Source organism: Salinivibrio sp. PR6 (genome assembly GCF_001995955.1).
Lineage (GTDB): Bacteria > Pseudomonadota > Gammaproteobacteria > Enterobacterales > Vibrionaceae > Salinivibrio > Salinivibrio siamensis.
The window spans coordinates 209,148-231,261 of record NZ_MUFA01000002.1; the positions used below are offsets into that span (position 1 = coordinate 209,148).

Annotated in this window: 21 protein-coding genes; 13 read left to right on the forward strand and 8 right to left on the reverse strand. The window is 50.6% G+C overall.

The annotated features are described in order from the left end of the window. Positions 1-3 precede the first annotated feature (3 nt). Positions 4-1,344, reverse strand: a complete 1,341-nt coding sequence (locus BZG72_RS16295) for a Na(+)-translocating NADH-quinone reductase subunit A (RefSeq protein WP_046073869.1) — start codon at positions 1,342-1,344, stop codon at positions 4-6. 419 nt (positions 1,345-1,763) lie between these two features. Beyond that, positions 1,764-2,075: a transcriptional regulator BolA gene (gene bolA, locus BZG72_RS02560; protein ID WP_046073756.1), complete on the reverse strand. Its 312-nt coding sequence runs from the start codon at positions 2,073-2,075 to the stop codon at positions 1,764-1,766. A gap of 175 nt (positions 2,076-2,250) precedes the next feature. On the opposite strand from bolA, the gene BZG72_RS02565 reads away from it, so the two are divergent. The 7 genes from BZG72_RS02565 (at position 2,251) to BZG72_RS02595 (ending at position 8,579) form a co-directional block, all read left to right on the forward strand. Continuing rightward, complete coding sequence (locus BZG72_RS02565) at positions 2,251-3,393, forward strand: methyltransferase (RefSeq protein WP_077665994.1); 1,143 nt, start codon at positions 2,251-2,253, stop codon at positions 3,391-3,393. 19 nt (positions 3,394-3,412) lie between these two features. Beyond that, entirely contained in the window at positions 3,413-3,982 is a 570-nt protein-coding gene (locus BZG72_RS02570; protein WP_046073758.1) for a YajG family lipoprotein, read from the forward strand. Between the two features lie 2 nt (positions 3,983-3,984). Further along, a complete protein-coding gene (locus tag BZG72_RS02575) occupies positions 3,985-4,545 on the forward strand; it encodes a peptidylprolyl isomerase (protein WP_077665995.1) in 561 nt (186 codons plus the stop codon). 21 nt (positions 4,546-4,566) lie between these two features. Next, entirely contained in the window at positions 4,567-5,961 is a 1,395-nt protein-coding gene (locus BZG72_RS02580; RefSeq protein ID WP_077665996.1) for an AmpG family muropeptide MFS transporter, read from the forward strand. Between the two features lie 221 nt (positions 5,962-6,182). After that, positions 6,183-6,998 (forward strand): nucleoside-specific channel-forming Tsx family protein, encoded by an 816-nt coding sequence (locus tag BZG72_RS02585; protein WP_046073870.1) that lies wholly within the window; start codon positions 6,183-6,185, stop codon positions 6,996-6,998. 88 nt (positions 6,999-7,086) lie between these two features. Continuing rightward, positions 7,087-7,977 (forward strand): 2-dehydropantoate 2-reductase, encoded by an 891-nt coding sequence (locus tag BZG72_RS02590; protein WP_077638631.1) that lies wholly within the window; start codon positions 7,087-7,089, stop codon positions 7,975-7,977. Further along, positions 7,974-8,579: a DJ-1 family glyoxalase III gene (locus BZG72_RS02595; protein ID WP_077638632.1), complete on the forward strand. Its 606-nt coding sequence runs from the start codon at positions 7,974-7,976 to the stop codon at positions 8,577-8,579. The genes BZG72_RS02590 and BZG72_RS02595 overlap by 4 nt, the downstream gene beginning before the upstream one ends. 68 nt (positions 8,580-8,647) lie before the next feature. Here the strand turns inward: BZG72_RS02595 and thiI are convergent, their stop codons facing one another. From thiI to pomA, 3 genes are all read right to left on the reverse strand, one after another. Then, positions 8,648-10,096, reverse strand: coding sequence for a tRNA uracil 4-sulfurtransferase ThiI (gene thiI / locus BZG72_RS02600; RefSeq protein ID WP_077578624.1), 1,449 nt, complete (start codon positions 10,094-10,096; stop codon positions 8,648-8,650). Between the two features lie 148 nt (positions 10,097-10,244). Then, positions 10,245-11,183, reverse strand: a complete 939-nt coding sequence (locus BZG72_RS02605) for a flagellar motor protein MotB (RefSeq protein ID WP_077605803.1) — start codon at positions 11,181-11,183, stop codon at positions 10,245-10,247. Between the two features lie 46 nt (positions 11,184-11,229). After that, positions 11,230-11,991, reverse strand: a complete 762-nt coding sequence (gene pomA / locus BZG72_RS02610; RefSeq protein WP_046073765.1) for a flagellar motor protein PomA — start codon at positions 11,989-11,991, stop codon at positions 11,230-11,232. Between the two features lie 223 nt (positions 11,992-12,214). On the opposite strand from pomA, the gene xseB reads away from it, so the two are divergent. Genes xseB through dxs form a run of 3 tightly spaced genes read left to right on the forward strand, consistent with a single transcriptional unit; the run spans position 12,215 to position 15,254 of the window. Then, complete coding sequence (gene xseB / locus BZG72_RS02615; RefSeq protein WP_046073766.1) at positions 12,215-12,460, forward strand: exodeoxyribonuclease VII small subunit; 246 nt, start codon at positions 12,215-12,217, stop codon at positions 12,458-12,460. After that, positions 12,453-13,352, forward strand: coding sequence for a (2E,6E)-farnesyl diphosphate synthase (gene ispA, locus BZG72_RS02620; RefSeq protein WP_046073767.1), 900 nt, complete (start codon positions 12,453-12,455; stop codon positions 13,350-13,352). The genes xseB and ispA overlap by 8 nt, the downstream gene beginning before the upstream one ends. A gap of 27 nt (positions 13,353-13,379) precedes the next feature. Continuing rightward, the gene (gene dxs, locus BZG72_RS02625; protein ID WP_077665997.1) at positions 13,380-15,254 is read left to right on the forward strand and encodes a 1-deoxy-D-xylulose-5-phosphate synthase; all 1,875 of its coding nucleotides are present in this window, start codon (positions 13,380-13,382) and stop codon (positions 15,252-15,254) included. A 140-nt stretch (positions 15,255-15,394) separates the two neighbouring features. On the opposite strand, the gene upp is transcribed toward dxs, so the two are convergent. Continuing rightward, on the reverse strand, positions 15,395-16,021 hold the full coding sequence (gene upp / locus BZG72_RS02630; RefSeq protein WP_046073769.1) for a uracil phosphoribosyltransferase: 627 nt from the start codon (positions 16,019-16,021) through the stop codon (positions 15,395-15,397). A 184-nt stretch (positions 16,022-16,205) separates the two neighbouring features. Between upp and purM the strand changes: the two genes are divergently transcribed. Further along, positions 16,206-17,249 carry a phosphoribosylformylglycinamidine cyclo-ligase gene (purM, locus tag BZG72_RS02635; RefSeq protein ID WP_077665998.1) on the forward strand — a complete coding sequence of 348 codons (1,044 nt, stop codon included), beginning with the start codon at positions 16,206-16,208 and terminating at the stop codon, positions 17,247-17,249. Further along, positions 17,246-17,881, forward strand: a complete 636-nt coding sequence (gene purN, locus BZG72_RS02640) for a phosphoribosylglycinamide formyltransferase (protein ID WP_077665999.1) — start codon at positions 17,246-17,248, stop codon at positions 17,879-17,881. Before purM ends, purN begins: the two co-directional genes overlap by 4 nt. Positions 17,882-17,935: 54 nt before the next feature. On the opposite strand, the gene BZG72_RS02645 is transcribed toward purN, so the two are convergent. Continuing rightward, the gene (locus BZG72_RS02645) at positions 17,936-18,724 is read right to left on the reverse strand and encodes a class II glutamine amidotransferase (protein WP_077666000.1); all 789 of its coding nucleotides are present in this window, start codon (positions 18,722-18,724) and stop codon (positions 17,936-17,938) included. Between the two features lie 22 nt (positions 18,725-18,746). Next, positions 18,747-19,325 carry a D-sedoheptulose 7-phosphate isomerase gene (gene lpcA, locus BZG72_RS02650; protein WP_077666001.1) on the reverse strand — a complete coding sequence of 193 codons (579 nt, stop codon included), beginning with the start codon at positions 19,323-19,325 and terminating at the stop codon, positions 18,747-18,749. Positions 19,326-19,635: 310 nt separating this feature from the next. Here lpcA and fadE point away from each other — a divergent pair, with 310 nt between their 5' ends. Further along, entirely contained in the window at positions 19,636-22,080 is a 2,445-nt protein-coding gene (fadE, locus tag BZG72_RS02655) for an acyl-CoA dehydrogenase FadE (RefSeq protein ID WP_077666002.1), read from the forward strand. Positions 22,081-22,114: the final 34 nt, after the last annotated feature.

Below are 22,114 nucleotides of genomic sequence, written 5' to 3' on the forward strand. Positions count from 1 at the left end.
CAGTTACCCTTCCTTCTCAATCTTTTCTAGGCTTTCGCGGAGCATTGGTCCGTATTCGTACTTGCCTGGACAGACAAAGGTACAAAGGGCCAAATCCTCAGGATCTAACTCCAGCGCGCCCAGCTGTTGCATGCTATCTGTATCGCCAGCACAGATATCACGCAGCAGCATTGTTGGCTCGATATCTAGTGGCATTACTCGCTCATAATTACCGATTGGTACCATGGAACGATCACTGCCATTGGTCGAGGTGGTCAAATTGAAAAGTTGGCCTTTGAATAGGTGACCAAGGTAAGCACGCGTCACTGAGAAACGGTTTTTACCTGGCGACAACCAACCAAACAGCTCTTTCTCATTGCCTTCGCGCAATACAGAGACTTGCAAGTGGAAGCGACCCAAATAAGCATGTGGGCCAGACGCTTTTGTCCCCGACAGCACAGAGCCAGAGATAACACGGCTTTCACCCGCCATTAGCTCGCCTTCAGTCAGCTCATCAAGGTTCGCGCCTAACTGCGTGCGCACCAAGCGTGGCTTGTTAACCATCGGACCAGCCAAAGAGACCACTCGGTCGGTATTGATTTCACCGGTAAGGAACAAGTGGCCGAACGCTATCACATCTTGGTAATTAAGATGCCACACCTTTTTCTCCATGCTTGCTGAGCGCAAGTGGTGGATATGGGTGCCCACTAAGCCTGCTGGGTGAGGACCAGCGAAGACATGTTGTTCAACGTTAGGTTGCTGACTGGTAGGTAACTCAACATCCGCCTTACAGACAAACACTTTTTTGTCAGTTAAACGGGAGAGTACATCAAGACCTGCAATGAAGGCCTCTTTTTGCTCATCAATGATCACTTTCGGATCCGCGGCGAGCGGATTAGTGTCCATCGCATTAACAAAAATGGCTTCCGGCACCGCATCAATAGCGGGTGAACGGCTGAACGGACGTGTACGGAGCGCGGTCCACATACCCGACTCAACCAATTGATCAACCACCGCTTGACGCTCAATGGAGGCCAATTGCGAGGCTTCGTACTTGTTGAATGTCACTTGCTCGTTGCCATCGACTTCAATGACGACAGACTGAAGAACACGTTTGGCACCGCGGTTGACTTCAACCACTTTACCGGCTGCGGGAGCAGTAAATATAACACCAGGATTTTTCTTATCTTCGAAAAGGCCCTGGCCTTTTTTCACCACATCACCCACTCGCACATGCATAGTGGGGCGCATTCCAACGTACTCTTCGCCAAGCAAGGCGACTTTCTTGACGGCTGGGCCATCATTTATCACCTGAGCAGGAGTCCCAGCAATGGGGATATCCAAACCCTTTTTTATTGTAATCATACGCACTTGCACTACATTAACGGGAAAAAGAATTCTGTTATTGCGCAGTTAAAGACACGACTTTCGACTGTATGGTGGCCTGAGGGCGCACCGTCGCAACATCCTGCTAACCATGACGTTACACAAAGGTAGCCTAGGTTAGTCTTTAAGCACGGCATTCTATCACTAACCCCAGTATTGATTCTATGGGTATTGTCACCAGGGCGTGGCAATTATGCATACCTGTACAAACAATGCTCGTTGTAAGCTCACAGTTTTACTGTTGTTTTTTTGCTCGCTTTAAGGTTAGGGTACCCAACCTCAAGCCCTTGGCGTTGTGTGCCAAGCGACGCATTGATAGGCACGCCAACGACGACTTTATGTAAGAATTTGTTGCCATAACGTGAAGAATCAACACGCCTAAGCACATTGGCTAACTCTTATTTCAAACCACCACCGCGACATGCGGGTGAGTCTGGCGCATGTGCTTGCTCTTGCCACTCTTCTGGGGTGTAAGTGTGAATGGCCAATGCATGAATATCATCAGCGAGCTCGTCCGCCAAAGTGGTATTGATAGCACGATGACGCTGTATTAAACGCTTACCTTCAAACTCATCTGATACCACGACAACCTTAAAGTGGCTCTCTGCCCCTTCAGGTACGTTATGCATGTAGCTTTCATTGCGGACATCAAGATGAACAGGCGCAAAAGCCTGGGTCAGTTTCTCTGTAATTTGCGTTTGAATTTTCATGGCTTCCCCAACCGATTAAGGGCAAGTTGCCCAGATCTTAGTCGTTATCTATAAAATTGCGAATTCAATAGCCTGATCACGCCATCATTAATGGCATACGCACCGAGTTTGAATTGCAGTTGTGGTGTGAGTGCGACAATATACGCAGTCTGTGACCTCCGACGCAAACGCTCCCATGAAAACAGAACTTGCAACCCCAAGCGGCGAATCTCCCCTGACACTACACCGCTACCCGCGCCGAAAAAATGAAACGCTCCAGGCCTTTGATGCGGCAGATGAATATATCATTGAGCACGCTAGCACCTGGCAACTTGAGGCCGGCGATCGGGTTTTAATTCTCAATGATCAATTTGGCGCGTTGAGTTGTTGGGCAAGCGCGCTGGGTTGTGACGTGGTCTCCGTCAGCGACTCCGTGGTGTCACAACAAGCAACCCTCGAGAATCTTCGCCAAAACCAGCTTCCAGACATTGAGCTGGTAAAGAGTACGGAACCACTGCCTAAACGGCTTGATGCGGTGCTCATGCGGGTGCCTAAAAGCAGTAAAATGTTGGCATGGCAACTTCAGCAACTGGCTTCTGTGACGACACCGGCCACACGCATCCTCGCCGGTGCCAAGGCAAAAGAGATCCATACCTCTACGCTGAATCAGTTTGAGCACTGGCTTGGGGCAACCACCACCTCGTTGGCAAAGAAAAAAGCGCGCTTGATTTTTGTTACCGCTAACGCCCAGACTCAAAAGCCAACCGAGCCACTTAGCTATGTCGATGTGCCTGAGTTTTCGATGCGCTTGGCTAATTGGCCCAATGTTTTTTCCGCCAAAAAGCTGGATATCGCGGCTTACTTAATGCTTCCGCAAATCCCAAGTTCGCGCGACGAAAGAAAAATAGTGGATTTAGGCTGTGGTAATGGTGTGCTTGCCCTGCAGGCGGCACGTACCAACCCACAGGCATACATTTATGCGGTCGATGAAAGCCATATGGCCGTCGCCAGCGCAAAACACAACCTTGAAAGCCATGGTATTGACGCGCGCCGTTTCCAATGTGAAGCACGAGATTGCCTTACCGGTTTTGAACCCACAGATATTGACCTAGTGTTATGTAACCCACCCTTTCACCAGCAACAAACCATCACTGATCACATTGCTTGGCAAATGTTTTGTGACGCAAAACGTGTTCTGACCACGAATGGTGCGCTTTTAGTCATTGGCAATCGTCATCTTGGCTATCATACTAAGCTAAAACGTCTTTTTGGTAACGTGACTGTCGTTGCGTCAAATAAAAAATTCGTTATTCTCAAGGCAGTCAACGCCCAATTTTAACAAAAGGATGCTGAACCCCATGAAGAAACTGATTATTGCCGCCGCTGTGCTAGTCCTAGCGGGCTGCTCAACACCTCGCGAGCCACAACTAACGATTGCACCGTCTCCAGCGTCATCCAATCAGCAACAGGTCAACAATCTTCCTGTGGTGGTAAAGAGTAAGGACTTACGGACGGCTCAGTTCGTCGCGGTGATTGATAGCGGTCGCTCCAATGTCAAACCTTTACATGCCAGCCAAAACTTGCGCGTGGTTCTTGAAGACACACTTTCACGCCAGCTTTCTGCACAAGGGTTCCGCGTCGTGGCGAACGGCCCTGGCATGCTACGTTTAGATATTCTCGACGCGTTAGTTCGTGTAAAACACACGGTGTTTAAGCACGATATGGAAGCGTCCGTACAGCTGCAACTGGTCGCTGAATCGCCCGATGGCCGCTTTGTAAAACGTTATACCGGCAAATCAACCCAAAGCGGCGTTAGCAGCGCCTCGCCTGATGATATCGAAATGGCATTAAACAACCTGCTGGAAGCTGTCTTACAAGACATCGCCAATGATGAGCAACTGCTTGATCACATGAAAGCGCACTTTTAATCATGAAGGTACGCGCACTTTTATGGGTACTTGCACTGGCGGTTGCGCCAGTGCAAGCCAATGTGATGGTAGCCGTTGAAACAACCCAAGGAGACTTTGTCTTGCAACTTAATGAGGACAAAGCCCCCAAGACGGTCAGCAACTTTTTACGCTATGTCGAGGATGGCAGTTACATCGGCACCCAATTTCATCGGGTGATCCCACGTTTTGTCGTACAAGGAGGCGGATTTGATAAAGACCTCAATCGCCGTCCATCCTATGAGCCAGTCGATAATGAGTCGCGTAATGGCCTGCGTAACCGTCGCGCGACTATCGCGATGGCCAGAACCCAAGATCCGGACTCTGCCACCCGCCAGTTTTACATCAATGTCAGTGATAATGGCTTTTTAGATGCAACTCCCAATAAGCTGGGGTATACCGTGTTTGGCCGCGTGGTGGAAGGATTTAACACTATCCTGACCATGACCGAGCAGCCAACCGTTACTATCCCCAGCAAACGGATGCAGGACGTCCCTCAACAACCGATTATTATTACCGCTATCGACCGTGTGTCGTCACCCTAGTATTCATGTAGGCCCTTTGCTATGCAGTCATCCAAGCTAAAAACGACCTTGGCGGCCTACGCCGACCGTCGCCTGCTCTTTGTTTTTTTAATGGGGTGCTGCAGTGGTTTCCCTTGGGTATTAATTGGCTCCAACTTAAATGGTTGGCTCGCCGATGAGGGGTTATCGCGCACGGCCATTGGCCTTTTTGGCTCTGTGTTTGTCCTTTACGCCGTCAACTTTTTGTGGGCCCCCCTGCTCGATAGGCTTAAGATCCCGGTATTGAATGAGAAGCTCGGCCATCGCCGCAGCTGGATTGTGGTGACACAATCATTGATGCTTTTAGCCACCTTGGCCTTGTCTCGCGTTAACATGCAAGGCCTGCAAGCGATCGACCCATGGGTCACCACTCTGGTTCTTTCGTCATTGATTTTTTCTATCGCCCTCGCATCAGCCACGCAAGATATCGCCATTGATGCCTTCCGTATCGATAACTTCGCCGAGCACGAAACCGAGAAGTTTCCGCTCGCCTCGGCCATGTCGGTCATTGGTTGGTGGACAGGTTATTCCGTGCCTGGCTATATCGGTTTTATTAATGCCGATGCCATGGGGTGGAACCAAGTTTATGTGATTATGGCCGGCTTTGTCGGCTTAATGATCTTGGCTACCCTGTATGTCAAAGAGCCTGTCAGTGATCGCGAACAGCGCCAAGACAAGGCCACCAAACATTACCTCAATCAAGGCTATAGTGGCTTCCAAGCTTGGTTTGCCGTCACCGTCGTGGAACCTTTTGCCGAGTTCTTTCGTCGCAACGGTATCAATGTAGCCCTCACGCTGTTGTTGTTTGTGTTTTTATTCAAATTGGGCGAAGCCTTTCTCGGCCGTATGTCGATTGTGTTTTACAAAGATGTCGGCTTTACTAATGAGCAAATTGGCTATTACTCCAAGCTGGTCGGCTGGGGACTCACCGTGGTCTACACCCTGATTGGCAGCTACATTAATCTGCGTTTTGGCGTGATTAAAGGCCTATTTATTGGCGGTGTCGCCATGGCATCCAGCAACTTAATGTTCGCGTGGATTGCGATGGTCGGCCCCAACGAGCATCTGCTACTGGGGGCGATTTTGGTAGACAACTTTACCTCAGCGTTTGCCACCATTGCGTTTGTCTCCTTTTTAACCTTCTTAACCGGTCGCGCGTTCTCAGCCACCCAATATGCGCTGCTCGCGTCCTTGGGGAATTTAGGCCGCACCACAGTCGCGTCATTCAGTGGCATGATGGTCGACTGGCTCGATAGCTGGTCAACATTTTTCGTAATAACTGCGTTAATGGTGATCCCGGGACTGGTCATGCTGATCTATATTGGCAGGCACTTTCGCCAACCTCCGTCACAAAATGATAAGCGTGCTGGACACTGCCTAGATTCCCGTCGCGACTAACCCTGACATATCACAGTGGAGTGCAAAATTTTGTGCGACGCTGTGATTGTTTTAGTAACAAAGATCACATAAAACTGTCATGCAACGCTTTACAACTTGCCGCGGATCACAGCCTTTTTTTGTGTCTATGTTTATTACATTCTTTATAGTGAACTTAATCAATATACTGCCTCTGTCCAATGCGCACTGCGCAACAACAAGACCCAGCAGAGGCAGTCACTATGAAAAAATCCCTACTCGCACTCGCCGTTATCGCCGCCAGCGGTGTATCCGTTGCCAACGCCGCCGATTACTCGGATGACATTTACAAAAATGATCATAAATGGCTTCAGTTTAATGCCATGTATGCCATTAACGAAAAGCCGCAATTTGGTGATGACACCGATAAAGACCACAACTATCTAGAAATGGAGTTTGGCGGCCGTAAAGGCGTGGTCGATCTCTATGGTTATGTGGATATTTTTGACTTGGCAGAAAGCGACAGCGACAACAACAATAAGAAAGACGCCGCTAAGTCCTTCATGAAATTGGCGCCACGCTTCTCGATTGATGGCATCACCGGACAAGACTTGTCGTTTGGCCCTGTACAAGAAGTCTACTTCTCGACCTTGTTTAACTGGGGGGGCGGTAAGTCAGACACAAATAATTCATTCTGGGGTATCGGTGCCGATGTTGAGCTACCTTGGTTTGGCAAAGTGGGCATGAACCTTTATGGCTTGTATGACATCAATAAAAAAGATTGGAATGGCTATCAGTTCTCGACTAACTGGTTTAAACCTTTCCACTTTTTCGACAATGGCAGCTTCCTGTCGTACCAAGGTTATATCGATTACCAATTCGGTGCCGACGATACCTTTAAAGGCAGCAGTCAGGCGACCCATGGCGGTGCGATGTTTAACGGCCTGTACTGGCACTCAGATAACTACGCCCTTGGTTACGGCCTAAAAGCGTACAATGACGTCTACTTAATTGAAGATGCCGGTACAACTGAAAGCTCGGGTATTTCTCACTACCTTAGCGCGACCTACAAGTTCTAATCTATCCAGCGCCGGTCCCTGCCGGCGCTTCGCTCCCTGCTCTATATTGTCTGTGATACACTGGCCTTTTCATCGATAGGCAAGTGTCATGCGGATCACCTTGATAGGCGCTGGTGCGATCGGCACCTTATGGGCGGTAAAATTAAGCCAAGCGGGTCATCACGTTCATCTTATCACCCGCGATAGCGCTCATCAGCGAGAGCTCAACCTGGACGGCGCCTCCCTTACCTTGCCCGCCAATCAACCAGACGTACTTCGATACAGTGATCTTTGGCTGGTATGCACCAAAGCCTATGACGTGCAAGCAGCCTTAACCCCGTGCTTTACTCATCTTGAGCCGGAGACCATGGTGATGTTGATGCATAACGGCATGGGACCGCATCAATGGCTCATTGATTCTCTACCAGCCAGCCAACCGCTGCTACTCGCAACCACCTCACAAGGTGTATTTCGTGCTGAAACAGGCGAGTATCAACATACGGGCAATGGCCCCACGGCGCTCGGGGCAGGTAACAAAGCCGGTGAAGCCTGCCAGTTTCTCGCCGATGTGTTGGATCATGCCTTGCCGACAGCAACCTGGCAAACCAATATCATTGAATCGCTATGGTATAAACTGGCAGTCAATAGCGTCATCAACCCGCTCACCGCTTTACACGGGATAAAAAATGGTGAGTTGCTCAAGCTTGATTATGAGCCAATCATTGATGCGCTGTGCCAAGAGTTGGCCACTGTAATGCGAGCAGAGCGGATCCTTGCCTCTGCCACCGAAGTGCGTCAACGCGTGGAAACGGTCGCCAAGGCAACCGCAGACAACTACTCTTCAATGAATCGGGATGTGTTTTATCAGCGCTCCACAGAGCTGGAATACATTACAGGCTATGTGTTACAACGCGCACAGGCACACCAGATCTCAACCCCACATCACCAGCAGCTTTATCAAGCCATGCAACAAGCACAAAGGAATAAGGAATCATCATGAGTGACAAACGCATCCTGATTTGTATTGCTAACGGCACTGAAGAAATGGAAGCCGTGACCGCCATTGATGTCATGAAGCGCGCCGGCTTTAACGTCACTGTGGCCAGTGCTGATCCGGATGGCGCGCTGACGCTAACCTGCTCGCGTGGCGTGAAGCTAGTTTGCGACGCGGCGCTGGCGATGGTGGCCGATCAACCATTTGACTGTGTGATCTTACCCGGAGGGATTGAAGGCGCGCAGTGTTTGGGGGACAGCAACCTTGTGACTGAAATGGTTAAACAACAACAGAGCGACAATGCTTGGGTCGCTGCGATTTGTGCCGCACCAGCTTTGGTACTACAACGCCACCAGCTATTCCCACAGTCACACATGAGTTGTCACCCGAGCGTTAGCGATCAGATCCCAGAGCAATGGCTAAGCCGCCGCCGCGTGATGACCGATTATGACCACCGTTTAATTACCAGTCAGGGGCCAGGCTCGGCAATGGAGTTCGCGATTGAAATCGTTCACGTGCTCGGCGGCAAAGCCTTGGCATGGCAAGTCGCGGAGCCGATGATGCCTCTGCCTCAACTGCATTACGAGAAAAAGTTTACAGAAGGCTAGGCTCATGCAAGGCTCAAACGTAAACAGGCAGCCAAATGGCTGCCTGTTTTTATTGCGGCAAAACTGCGTTACACCCGATACACTTTGACATTCTCAAAGCCCATATCTTTAAGATACAGCGCCTGCAAGCGACTCATCACGCCTCGCTCGCAATAGAGCAAATAGGTTTTCGTTTGGTCAAGGTCGCCAAACTGGGTCGCCAGTTTAAAGAAGGGAATATGCACGACATCGACGCCTTCAATCTCAAGAGGCTTATCTTCTTGCTCTTCACGGCTGCGAATATCAAGCACGACCGCGCCGTTCTCTACCTCATTAACCAGCTCCGCTTCCGGCGCTTTTTCTTGGCTCAATGCTTCGATATCACGGATATCCATCACAGTGGCGTTATCAACCACTTGTTCTAGCAAGCTAAAATCAAATTTGGTTTCTTCGTGTTCCAGCTTAGCTTTTTCGGCTTTCACCGTTGGCTTTTTGGAAATCACGCCACAATACTCAGGCATGGTCTTGGCGAAATCTTCCGTACCAATTTTACGCGCCGTTTGAATAATGTCTTCTTTGTCCCAATTAATCAGTGGACGCAAAATCAAGCTATCGGTGACATTATCAATCATGCGCAGGTTGGTCAGTGTTTGGCTCGACACCTGTCCTAACGCCTCACCGGTCACCAGTGCCTGAATACCAAACCGTTTGGCCACCATGGCCGCCGCACGCATAAACATACGCTTAAGCACCACGCCCATTTGCGCGTTATCGATATTTTCCAGGATGTTGTTAACAACTGGCTCAAAATCAATCGAAATAAACTTCACTTTGGCCGACGAGCCAAATTTATTCCATAGGTAATGAGACACCTGCTGCACACCCGTTTCATGCGATTTTCCGCCTAGATTAAAGAAACAGTAGTGCACTTTACTGCCGCGTTTAATGTGCAAATAACTGGAAACGCCTGAATCGAACCCGCCAGAGATCAAGCTCAATACATCTTCCTGTGTACCGAGCGGAAAGCCGCCTAAGCCTGCGTGACGATGTTTCACCACGTTGAGCTTGTCGTGGTCCACTTCCATCATCACGGTGACATCCGGTTTTTTCAGTTGCACGCTGGCCGACGGGACGGCTTGGTTTAATCCGCCACCGACATAGCGCTCAAGATCGATAGAGGTAAAGTCATGCTGCCCACGACGCTTAGCGCGCACACAAAAGGTTTTGCCTTCGATTTGATGACGTACGTCCGCCAAAGTGAGCTCATAGATATGATGTAAATCGTTAAACAGGGTTTGCTCAACCTCAAGAACAGTTTGCACGCCTGGTGTGTTGGTCAGCACATCCAAAACCAATTGGCGCTCGTTAGGTTGTTTTAACGTCACCTCAATGTGATCCCGACGGTTATATACCGCCGTATTATCAGTCCGACGCTTTAAAATATTACGAATATTGCACTCGAGGATTTTTGTAAAACGCTTTCTGACTGACTCACTTTTGACGATCACCTCAGGGTGAATTTTAACGATAAACTTCATAACCGGTTCGATACAGCTGGAAACAAGGCCGCGGATTATACAATAACCAGGCTGCCGCTGAAACCGGGTATTTTTGCGTCGCTAAAAAGTGGGAGTGACCGGTGATAACTTGCCTTATCAGACAGTCAGTTATCACCGGGATAGGCCGCTAGGGGGCATTGGGAGCCGCGTTCTCGGTAGAGATTTCATCCGAATAGGTGGGTTTTCCTTGGATCACAGCAATTTCCACGCGTCGGTTAGATGCTCGGTTTTCCGGTGAGTTGTTCGGGGCACGCGGCTTGGTATCCGCCAGGCCTTCTACTTTCATCCTTAAATGGTTAAAACCAGGCACTTTCTCCATCTCTTGTGCCACTGACACCGCACGCTGTGCGGAGAGATCCCAATTGGATCGGTACAGCTCTGACTCCAAAGGTGTGCTGTCGGTATGTCCTGAGACTTTTATTTCCCCCGGCACGTCTTTTACCAGTTGCGCGATTTGACGCACCATGGGGCGGAACTTAGGCTGCAGAAACGCCGAGTTTTGTGGAAACGCTCCTCTTTCGCGGATCCTTATCACCAACTGTTGCCCTAAATTCTCTACTTCAACCGCGCCTTCATCGATTTCGCGTTGCAACGCCTGCATCAACGCCTTTTGCAGCTGCTCAAGTTGCTGCTGCATTCGCTGCTGCTCCAATTGTGACGCCACTTGGGCGCTGGTGCCGCCTTCCTTATCTGATGTATTGCGTTGGGAGCCGCCCGACCGATCATCTTCGCCCTCTTGAAAGTCCAAGGTGCGCTGCGTCATATCAATGGTTTGCTGCATGATGACTTCAATCGGTGTCGGCTCTGGGCGTCCCGGACGGAACTCCTGGGCAATCACACTGGTCCCTTTGGGAATGTCTTTCACCTCAAGGACATTTTGTACCCCGAAAGCGAACTTCATTGAACCGGCAATTTGCTTAAACTTAAGCACATCCATCTCTGAAAATGACAACAGAAGGACGAAAAAGCACATAAGAAGCGACATCAAGTCCGCAAACGTCCCCATCCACGGCGGTAAGCCGGGAGGCGGACATTTGCATTCCTCTTCTTCTTGTTGTTGTGCCATGAAGACTCCTTAATTGGCGATCGCTGAAGCCAAAACCTCAGTCCGATTAATTATCGACATCAACCTCACGCTTACCCTCATTGAGATAATTTTTCAAAAAGCCATCAATGACACGCGGGTTTTGTCCATCTTGAATCGCAAGTAAGCCGTCCATAATCAAGCGTCGATTCAGTTTCTCTTGCTCCTTGCGCAAGGCAAGTTTATTGGCGATGGGGGTCGCCACCATGTTGGCCAACATCGCACCGTACATGGTGGTCAACAAAGCAACCGCCATTGCAGGGCCAATCGCCTTCGGATCATCCATGTTCGATAGCATGGCCACCAGCCCTATCAAGGTCCCTATCATCCCCATCGCTGGCGCCACATCAGCCAAGGCACTGTAAAAACCGATGCCATGATCGTGGCGCTCCTCGGTAAGATTAATATCTTTGTGCAGTGTGGCGCGAACCACGTCGGCATCATGACCATCGACGAGCAAGTCCACGCCTTTTTGCATAAACGAGTTACTGACCTCCATCTCTTCGAGCGCGAGGAAGCCACCCTTACGGGCGGCGTCAGCCATCTCAATGATTTTGGCAATCAGATCCTCTGGGTCATCAGATTTGAACATGAACGCCTTGCCTGCAATTTTAAAACAGGCAAAAAACTGTCCTACGGTGTATTTGGTGAGAACAACAAATAAACTCCCGCCAATGACGATAAGCACCGATGGCACATCAAAATACATGTTCATGGTGCCGCCCAACAGCATCGCCATTATTACGAATGCGAACGAGCCGATAATGCCGATGAGCGTCGCTATATCCACGTCAGTCTCCCTTAAATTACATCAAGTCATTGTTTTTCATTTTTTAGGGTATTGATTATATCGGCAACCAACCCTATAGGTTTAGCGTAAATACGCCGATACCAACAAGGATAACATGCCTTTTACTACGGTGGCGCCAAGCACACAAAAACACGCCGAGTGGTTTGACCGCCCTTAACCACTGAGTTACCGTCTAGCCTCTCTTTTCTAATTTTATGGCATCATGGCTGTGAAGAAACCAGAAAATATGACCTTTGAGGACACGCTCAAAGAGTTAGATAGCATTGTCGGTGCGCTAGAGTCCGGCGAACTCCCCCTCGATACCGCGATGAAACGTTTTGAACGCGGCATTGCACTCACGCGTCAAGGACAAAAAACCCTTGCAGACGCAGAGCAACGCGTCGAGATCTTGCTTTCGCAAGAAGATGATGGGCCACTGACTGAGTTTTCTCCTCAAGACGATGATTAACACTGTTGTACACGATGCGCTGCGCGAAACGCAAACCCGAAGTAATCAACAACTCGAAGCGTGGCTTGATACCTTATCCTCTCAAGATCAACCGCTTATCCAGGCAATGCGCCATGGTTTGCTCTTGGGTGGTAAACGCATTCGCCCCTTTCTAACCTATGCCACAGGGCAGTTGTTTGGTGTGCCACTTGCGCAAATTGATACACCGGCTGTCGCCGTGGAGTGTATTCACGCCTACTCGTTGATTCATGATGATTTGCCTGCCATGGATAACGACAGCTTGCGACGCGGGCAGCCAACCTGTCATGTCGCCTTTGATGAAGCGACCGCGATTTTGGCCGGTGACGCGTTACAAACACTGGCCTTTACCGTGCTGGCTGAAGGCGAACTCAATCCAGCGGCCGAACCTTACCGTATACATATGGTGAAAACCTTGGCTACGGCCAGCGGTGCGGCGGGTATGTGCCTAGGACAATCATTGGATTTAGCCGCGGAGGGACGTGCTGTTGATCTTGAAGCACTCAAACGCATTCACCACAATAAAACCGGTGCATTGATCAAAGGGGCGGTGAGGCTCGGCGCTTATGCCGCTGGCGAGTCCGGCGTGCGCCATTTAAGTGCGCTTGATCGCTTTGCTGACGCCATCGGTCTCGCGTTTCAAGTTCAAGACGACATTTTGGACATTACCAGCGATACCCAAACACTGGGTAAGCCACAAGGGTCAGACGTAAACGCAGATAAAAGTACCTACCCGGCATTGCTGGGGCTGGCCGGTGCACAAGAAAAAGCCGAACAACTTTACCGAGAGGCACTACACGCCTTGGAGGCAATCCCCTACAATACCGAACAATTGGAAGTTTTTGCCCGATATATCATCGAGCGCAACAACTAGCATGATTAATAAAAGCGCCGAACCATTATGACACTGGATATATCAAAATACCCCACTCTCGCTCTTGCTGATACGCCGGAAGAGTTGCGTACCTTACCACGCGATCACCTGCCGCAGCTTTGTGAAGAGTTACGTACCTATTTACTCAACACGGTCAGTCACTCAAGTGGCCACTTTGCCTCTGGGCTAGGTACCGTGGAGCTGACTGTGGCGCTGCACTATGTGTATAACACGCCCTTCGATCACCTCGTTTGGGACGTAGGGCACCAAGCCTATCCACACAAGATCCTGACTGGACGACGTGAGCGCATGCAAACTATCCGGAAAAAAGACGGTTTGCACCCCTTTCCGTGGCGCGGAGAAAGCCCCTACGATGTGCTGTCGGTTGGTCATTCCTCAACGTCCATCAGCGCCGCGCTCGGTATGGCCATTAGTGCGCAAAAAGAGGGGCAGAATCGACGTGTAGTCAGTGTGATAGGCGATGGCGCAATCACCGCTGGGATGGCATTTGAAGCCATGAACCATGCCGGTGATATCAAACCCGATATGCTCGTGGTACTCAACGACAACGAGATGTCCATTTCTGAAAACGTCGGAGCGCTGAATAATCATTTTGCCCAACTCCTCTCTGGCAATGTCTACACCAGTATTCGTGAAGGCGGTAAGAAAGTATTGTCGGGCGCGCCACCAATTAAAGAGTTAGTGCGCCGCGCGGAAGAGCACCTTAAAGGCATGGTTGTCCCAGGCACCATGTTTGAAGAGCTGGGCTTTAACTACATTGGCCCAATTGATGGCCACGATGTCGAAGAGTTAGTCAAAACCCTCAAAAACATGCGCCATTTAAAAGGGCCGCAGTTTTTGCACGTCATGACCAAAAAAGGCAAAGGGTACGAGCCGGCGGAAAAAGATCCGATTGGGTACCATGCCGTGCCTAAGTTTGATCCCAGTGTACACACGCTGCCTAAATCCAAGCCAGCGAGCCCAACGTTTTCTAATGTGTTCGGCGACTGGCTATGTGATATGGCGGAACAAGATGACAAGTTACTCGCGATTACGCCAGCCATGCGCGAAGGCTCCGGCATGGTGCGCTTTTCTAAAACGCACCCAGACAAATATTTTGATGTCGCCATTGCTGAGCAGCACTCAGTGACGCTGGCTGCAGGCATGGCAATCGGTACCTACCACCCTGTGGTGGCCATTTATTCGACCTTCCTACAGCGCGCCTATGATCAAGTCATTCACGATGTCGCGATCATGAATTTACCCGTGCTGTTTGCCATTGACCGTGGCGGGATTGTTGGCGCAGATGGCCAAACCCACCAAGGCGCTTTTGATTTAAGCTATTTACGCTGTGTCCCCAACTTGGTGGTGATGACGCCAAGTGATGAAAACGAGTGTCGCCAAATGCTGTATACCGGCCATATTCATAATGGACCAGCGGCGGTGCGCTATCCTCGCGGCAGTGGTATCGGTGCAGAGATTGAACAGAAGATGCAAGCGATGCCGATTGGCAAAGGCGTGATCAAACGTCGGGGAACACGGTTAGCCATCCTCAACTTTGGTACCTTATTGCCGCATGCTCAGGAAGCAGCAGACGAGCTGGATGCCACCTTGGTTGATATGCGCTTTGCCAAACCTTTAGATGAAGCGCTGCTACTCGACATGGCCAAGACGCATGACTGCCTAGTCACCGTGGAAGAAAATGCGATCGCAGGCGGTGCAGGCTCCGGGGTGATTGAAGCGATGATGCGCCATGGGGTTATCAAGCCTGTACGGCAAATCGGTTTACCCGATCGCTTTATCTCTCAAGGCACCCAGCAAGAAGTGCACGCCGAGCTTGAGCTCGATGGCCCCGGCATTAAGGCTCAAATTCAGCGTTACTTGGCCACGTTGGCTGAATAGGGGCGTTGACTGCGTAGAGGCGTCGTTTTTGCAACACGAGTCAGGCGCTATCTTCTGGTATGAAAAAACCCGCTACCAATGAGCGGGTTTTTTATGCTTCAGCGGACATTGACGCAGTGGCTTAGCCCGCTCACGCACGCTTACTTGGTACCAAAAATCTTATCACCGGCATCACCAAGCCCAGGTACAATGTACCCTTTGTCATCCAGCTTTTCATCGATAGCCGCCGTATAAAGCTCAATATCAGGATGCGCTTTTTTCAATGCCTCAATCCCTTCTGGGGCAGAGACCAATACCAAGACCTTGATCTGCTGACAGCCCTGCTCTTTGAGCAAATCGATAGTCGCAATCATCGACCCCCCCGTGGCCAACATTGGATCCACAACCAAGGCCATGCGCTCGTCGATATTACTGGCTAGTTTATGAAAGTAAGGGACAGGCTCTAGGGTTTCTTCATCGCGATACACACCAACGACACTGATGCGCGCACCTGGGACATGCTCAAGCACCCCATCCATCATGCCCAAGCCTGCACGCAAAATAGGCACCACGGTGACTTTTTTGCCCTTGATTTGATCGACATTAACTGGGCCATCCCAGCCATCAATCGTTACTGTTTCTGTATCGAAGTCAGACGTCGCTTCATAAGTCAGCAGACTGCCCACTTCGGTCGCAAGCTCGCGAAACCGTTTGGTGCTAATATCTCGCTCGCGCATCAAGCCGATTTTATGTTTGACTAACGGGTGCCTTACTTCCACGACCTTCATCTTAGACTCCTTACAAAAAACAAATTCTCGGTAGTATACATGAAAGGTTTTTGCTAGCGTAGGCTTAGGGCTTGACATATCGCCCAGATTCTCGCCAAACAGCCTACGCAAACGTTTTCCTTTCTCTGAATCCACTGATAGAATAGCGCCGACTTTTGACTTCCAACTCCGGCGAGGAATTGCAGTGAGCGGTAAACAATCATCTCTTAGCTATAAGGACGCTGGTGTCGATATTGACGCTGGTAACGCACTAGTCGACCGCATTAAAGGGGTAGTAAAACAAACGCACCGGCCCGAAGTCATGGGAGGCCTAGGAGGCTTTGGCGCGCTTTGTTCATTGCCAACCAAATACAAAGAACCGGTATTGGTCTCTGGTACAGACGGCGTAGGTACCAAGCTGCGCTTAGCGCTGGATGCGAATAAACACGATACTATCGGCATCGATCTGGTTGCAATGTGCGTTAACGATCTGATCGTGCAAGGTGCTGAGCCTCTCTTTTTCCTCGACTACTATGCAACAGGCAAGTTGGATGTTGACGTCGCGGCGGACGTTGTGACGGGTATCGCCCAAGGCTGTCAGCAAGCAGGTTGCGCCCTTATCGGCGGCGAGACCGCGGAAATGCCTGGCATGTACAGCGGCGATGATTACGATGTGGCTGGTTTTTGTGTCGGTGTTGCCGAGAAGTCTGCCATCATTGATGGGAGCCAAGTCAGCGATGGCGACGCCTTGATTGGCCTTGCGTCTAGTGGCCCGCATTCAAACGGCTACTCGCTGATCCGAAAGATCCTCGAAGTCAGTCAAGCAAACCTGAGTGACGACCTAGAAGGCCAACCACTCATCGATCACTTGCTAGCCCCGACCCGCATTTACGTCAAATCGGTATTAGCCCTGCTTGAGCAAGCGCCCATCCATGCAATTTCTCATATCACAGGTGGCGGCTTTTGGGAGAACATCCCCCGCGTATTGCCCGCTGGAACCAAGGCGGTGATCGACAACACCAGTTGGCAATGGCCGCCTGTATTTAACTGGTTGCAAGAAAAAGGCAACGTCAGTGACTATGAAATGCTACGCACCTTTAACTGTGGTGTGGGACTTGTGATTGCACTCCCTCAGGCTGAAGCTGACAAAGCGATTACCCTGTTAAATCAAGCGGGCGAAACCGCCTGGCAACTGGGCCATATTGCTCACGCGACGGGCGACGACGCACAGGTGGAGCTGAAAGCATGAAGCGCATTGTCGTCTTGATTTCCGGCAGCGGTTCCAATTTGCAAGCATTGATTGATAACATTCACGCGCAGCACGCGAACATTGTCGCCGTGATTGCCAATAAAGCTGACGCCTATGGGCTCACGCGTGCCAAGCACGCGGGGATACCGGCTCAAGTGGTTGCCAACACCGATTATGCTAGCCGGGAAGAGTATGATGCGGCGCTTATTCGAGCGCTAGATGCCTATCAGCCCGACCTTGTCGTACTGGCGGGTTTTATGCGTATTTTAACCCCAGGTTTCGTTGCCCACTATGCGGGGCGAATGCTCAACATTCACCCCTCCCTGCTCCCCAAGTACACAGGACTGCATACCCACCAGCGTGCAATTGATGCTGGCGATACCGAGCATGGTACATCGGTGCATTTTGTCACTGAAGAGCTCGACGGTGGCCCCGTGATACTCCAAGCTCGTGTACCTATTTTTGAGGACGACGACGCAGAGTCTGTCGCCGCGCGCGTCCAACAACAAGAGCACAGGATCTACCCACTGGTGGTCAAGTGGTTTGTCGATGGCCGCCTGAAGATGATGGAAGATCACGCTAGGCTTGATGGTCAGGCACTCGGCCACGCCGGCTATGCCGCAGACGCGTAGCTCGTATAGACACTGACAACATAAAATAAGGCGCATTCGCGCCTTTTTTATTCGCTAAGATACCGATGTGTGATTGGCGCAATACACCTCGCCAAAGTGAAACACACAATATTCCCCTTCAGCCATTTTATGCCAGCGCTCGTTGTTGGTAAGGGGTTGCGTGGCAATCACGGTCACCACATCGTTAGGCGTGGTTTGCTCATGAAAATCGACCGTCATCTCTTGGTCGATCAGGCTAGCTTTTCCAAACGGAGCGCGACGCGTGATCCAATGGAGATTATTGGTACAATACGCCATGACATAGTCGCCATCGCTAAACAGCATGTTGTAAACACCCAACGCGCGCAGGCGATCACAGCGTGAAGCGATAAAGTCAAACACCTCACACATATTGTCTGGCTGTTGCGGATAGTGCTTAAACAACTCATTCAATAACCAACAAAACGCTTTCTCACTGTCCGTTTCCCCGACAGGCTTAAAGTGGCCAGTATACAGGCTCTCAAACCCAGATAACTGCCCATTGTGAGCAAACGTCCAATAACGCCCCCAGATCTCACGAGTGAAAGGATGTGTGTTTTCTAAGCTGATCCCACCTCGATTTGCTTGGCGAATATGGCTAACCACCGCACAGCTTTTTATCGGATAACTGGTGACCAGCTCTGCGACCTTGGATTGGCTACTGGGTGCCGGATCTTTAAAGGTGCGAAACCCTTTGCCTTCATAAAAGGTGATCCCCCAGCCATCGCGATGCGGACCCGTTTTACCGCCGCGCTGAATCAAGCCAGTAAAGCTAAAACAAATATCGGTTGGGACGTTGGCACTCATGCCAAGCAGCTCGCACATTCTTTCATCTACCTCCGCGGGGTTACGCTGCCATTTCCTTTTCCACTAGCTGGATAAGAATATGGATAATTTTGATATGGACTTCCTGAATACGATCCGCATAACCAAAGTGAGGCACACGGATTTCAATATCAGCGAGACCTGCCATTTTGCCGCCGTCTTTTCCCGTAAGCATAATGGTCTTCATGCCTTTTTGTTTGGCGACATCAATGGCATTGAGGATATTCCCCGAATTGCCCGATGTAGATAGCCCAAACAACACGTCGCCTTTCATGCCCACCGCCTCAAGATAACGCGAGAAAATATACTCGTAGCCAAAGTCATTTGACACGCACGAAATATGGCTTGGATCTGAAATGGCAATCGCGGGATAACCAGGACGGTTTTCTCGGTAGCGCCCGGTCAATTCTTCAGCAAAATGCATAGCATCACAATGCGAGCCGCCATTGCCACAAGAGAGCACCTTGCCACTGGCCTTAAAACTATCGGCCAACAGTTTCGCGGCTTTCTCGATTTGCTGAATGTTATTGTCATCACTTAAAAACGCTGTTAACACATCGGCAGCTTCTGTCAGCTCACCGCGAATAATATCTTGGTACATGGCACCTTCCCACTGTTAACAAATATCTGACGTTCTCGCCTGACAGGCATAACGTCACATGACTGCCAGTGTACCCGCATCGTTTTACGGCTGTCGACTGCCGAGCCCTTCCGACAAGCGAGCCAGGTCACGTTTGCTTGAATGGCAACCTATCTTGCCAGTTGTCCTCATCCTCAAGTGGTGATTTTCTCACCTTGCAAGCTAGGTCACACCGTATCATTTTACAATTCGTTAATTATTTGCTTACATTGAGTGGTACGACCTCTTACCACGACAGTAAGGGCAAACCAAAACCTAAGGAGATGACGTGATGGCAACAGGGTTATATATCGCCGCCATGCTAATACTGGCCGGTGTACTCGCATACCATCGTGCTAAGCTGCTGGTATCGACTGCCGTGCTCGCAGCCGGACTAGTTGTAGGGACAATCATGGGCAGCGTCGGGGAGATCACTTGGTTGATCTTTGCCGTGATCGCATTGCCGCTCAATATCGTGACGTTTCGCCGCAACTGGCTCAGCAAGCCCGCTTTCAAAGCATTTAAATCCGTGATGCCAGAAATGTCAGCGACGGAAAAAGAAGCGATTGATGCGGGAACAGTCTGGTGGGAAGCCGACCTATTCCGCGGCGCGCCGGATTGGAACAAACTGCATGACATTCCCGCCCCGACGCTGAGTGCGGAAGAGCAGGCATTTTTAGATGGACCGGTCAACGAAGTCTGCCGCATGGTCGATGACTACCAAGTCACGCATGAACTCGCTGACCTGCCCGAGGATGTTTGGCAATATTTGAAAGACAACAAATTCTTCGCCATGATCATCAAAAAGCAATATGGTGGCTTGGAATTTTCTGCCTACGCGCAATCCTTGGTGCTGCAAAAATTGTCAGGCGTCTCTGGTGTGCTGTCATCCACCGTGGGGGTCCCTAACTCACTAGGCCCAGGTGAATTGCTCCAGCATTACGGCACCACAGAGCAAAAAGACCATTACCTCCCTCGTTTGGCCCAAGGTAAAGAAATCCCTTGTTTTGCGTTGACCAGCCCAGAGGCGGGCTCTGATGCAGGCTCGATTCCTGATTATGGTGTGGTCACCAAAGGTATGTGGCAAGGTGAAGAAGTGCTGGGGATGAAAATCACCTGGAACAAACGTTATATTACCCTCGCCCCGGTTGCCACTGTGTTGGGTCTGGCGTTTAAGCTACGCGATCCTGAACACCTATTAGGCGATCAGGATGAACTTGGTATTACCTGTGCGTTGATCCCAACGGACCTCGAAGGGGTTGAAATTGGCCGTCGCCATTTCCCGCTTAACGTGCCTTTCCAAAACGGTCCAACTCAAGGCAACGACGTCTTCGTACCGATGGACTTTATTATTGGTGGCCAGAAAATGGCAGGCCAAGGCTGGCGTATGCTGATGGAGTGCCTGTCAATTGGTCGCGGCATTACCCTACCCTCCAATACCACGGGGGGACTAAAGTCAGCCGCCCTAGCAACAGGGGCTTACGCACGCATTCGCCGCCAGTTCAAACTCCCCATTGGTAAAATGGAAGGGATTGAAGAGCCTCTCGCGCGTATTGCTGGCAACGCCTACGTGATGGATGCTGCCAGCGCGCTGACGGTGACGGGTATCGATATCGGCGAGAAGCCCTCGGTCATTTCTGCCATCGTTAAATATCACTGTACTCACCGCAGTCAACAAGGTGTGATTGATGCGATGGATGTGGTAGGCGGTAAAGGCATCTGTCTGGGACCAAAAAACTTCCTGGGACGCAACTATCAAGGGTCGCCGATCGCCATCACGGTGGAAGGCGCTAACATCCTGACGCGTTCAATGATCATCTTCGGTCAAGGTGCGATTCGTTGCCATCCATTCGTGTTGGATGAGATTCGTGCCAGCGAAAATAGCGATCAGCAAGCCGCCCTCGCGGCGTTTGATAAGGCCTTATTTGGTCATGTTGGCTTTGTGTTTAGCAATGTTGCACGTGCTTTCTGGCTTGGTCTTACCGATGGTCGTTTGTCTAAATCTCCCCGCAAAGACGCGACACGTCGTTATTACCAGCAGATGAATCGCTACAGTGCCGCGCTCGCGCTACTCGCCGATGTCTCTATGGCAGTATTAGGCGGCAACCTCAAGCGTAAAGAGCGCTTGTCAGCGCGCCTTGGCGATGTGCTGAGCCAGCTTTATCTTGCGTCAGCCACCATAAAACGTTATGCCGATGAAGGCTATCAGAAAGAGGATCTCCCTCTGGTGCATTGGGGCATGCAAGACGCCATGTACCAAGCTGAACAAGCACTGGATGGCTTTATCGCTAACTTCCCGAATCGAGTGGTTGCTGGCTTGGTGCGCGTACTGGTATTCCCGCTGGGTAAAGGACGCCGTCAGCCTGGCGATCGCCTCGATGGCAAACTGGCTGTCATTTTACAATCACCCAGTGCAACGCGTGATCGCCTCGGCCGAGGTCAGTACTTCGAGCCAGGTAATGCGATTGGTAATATTGAAAAGGCACTGCATGACATTTTGAATGCTGAGCCTATTCATAAAAAAGTGTGTGATGGCATCGGTGAGAAGCTGCCGTTTATGTTCCTCGACCAAGTCGCGGATAAAGGCTTGAGCGCCGGCGTGATTACCGAGCAAGAAGCTGCACTATTGCGAGAAGCCGAGCAAGGCCGCCTTGAAACGATCAATGTGGATGACTTTGACCCGTCAGAGCTGCCCGCCGCCTCGGTCAAGGAGAGCAAGATGCATAACGCGGCTTAACCGTATTTTCCTGCATCAATGGCGTAACGTAAAA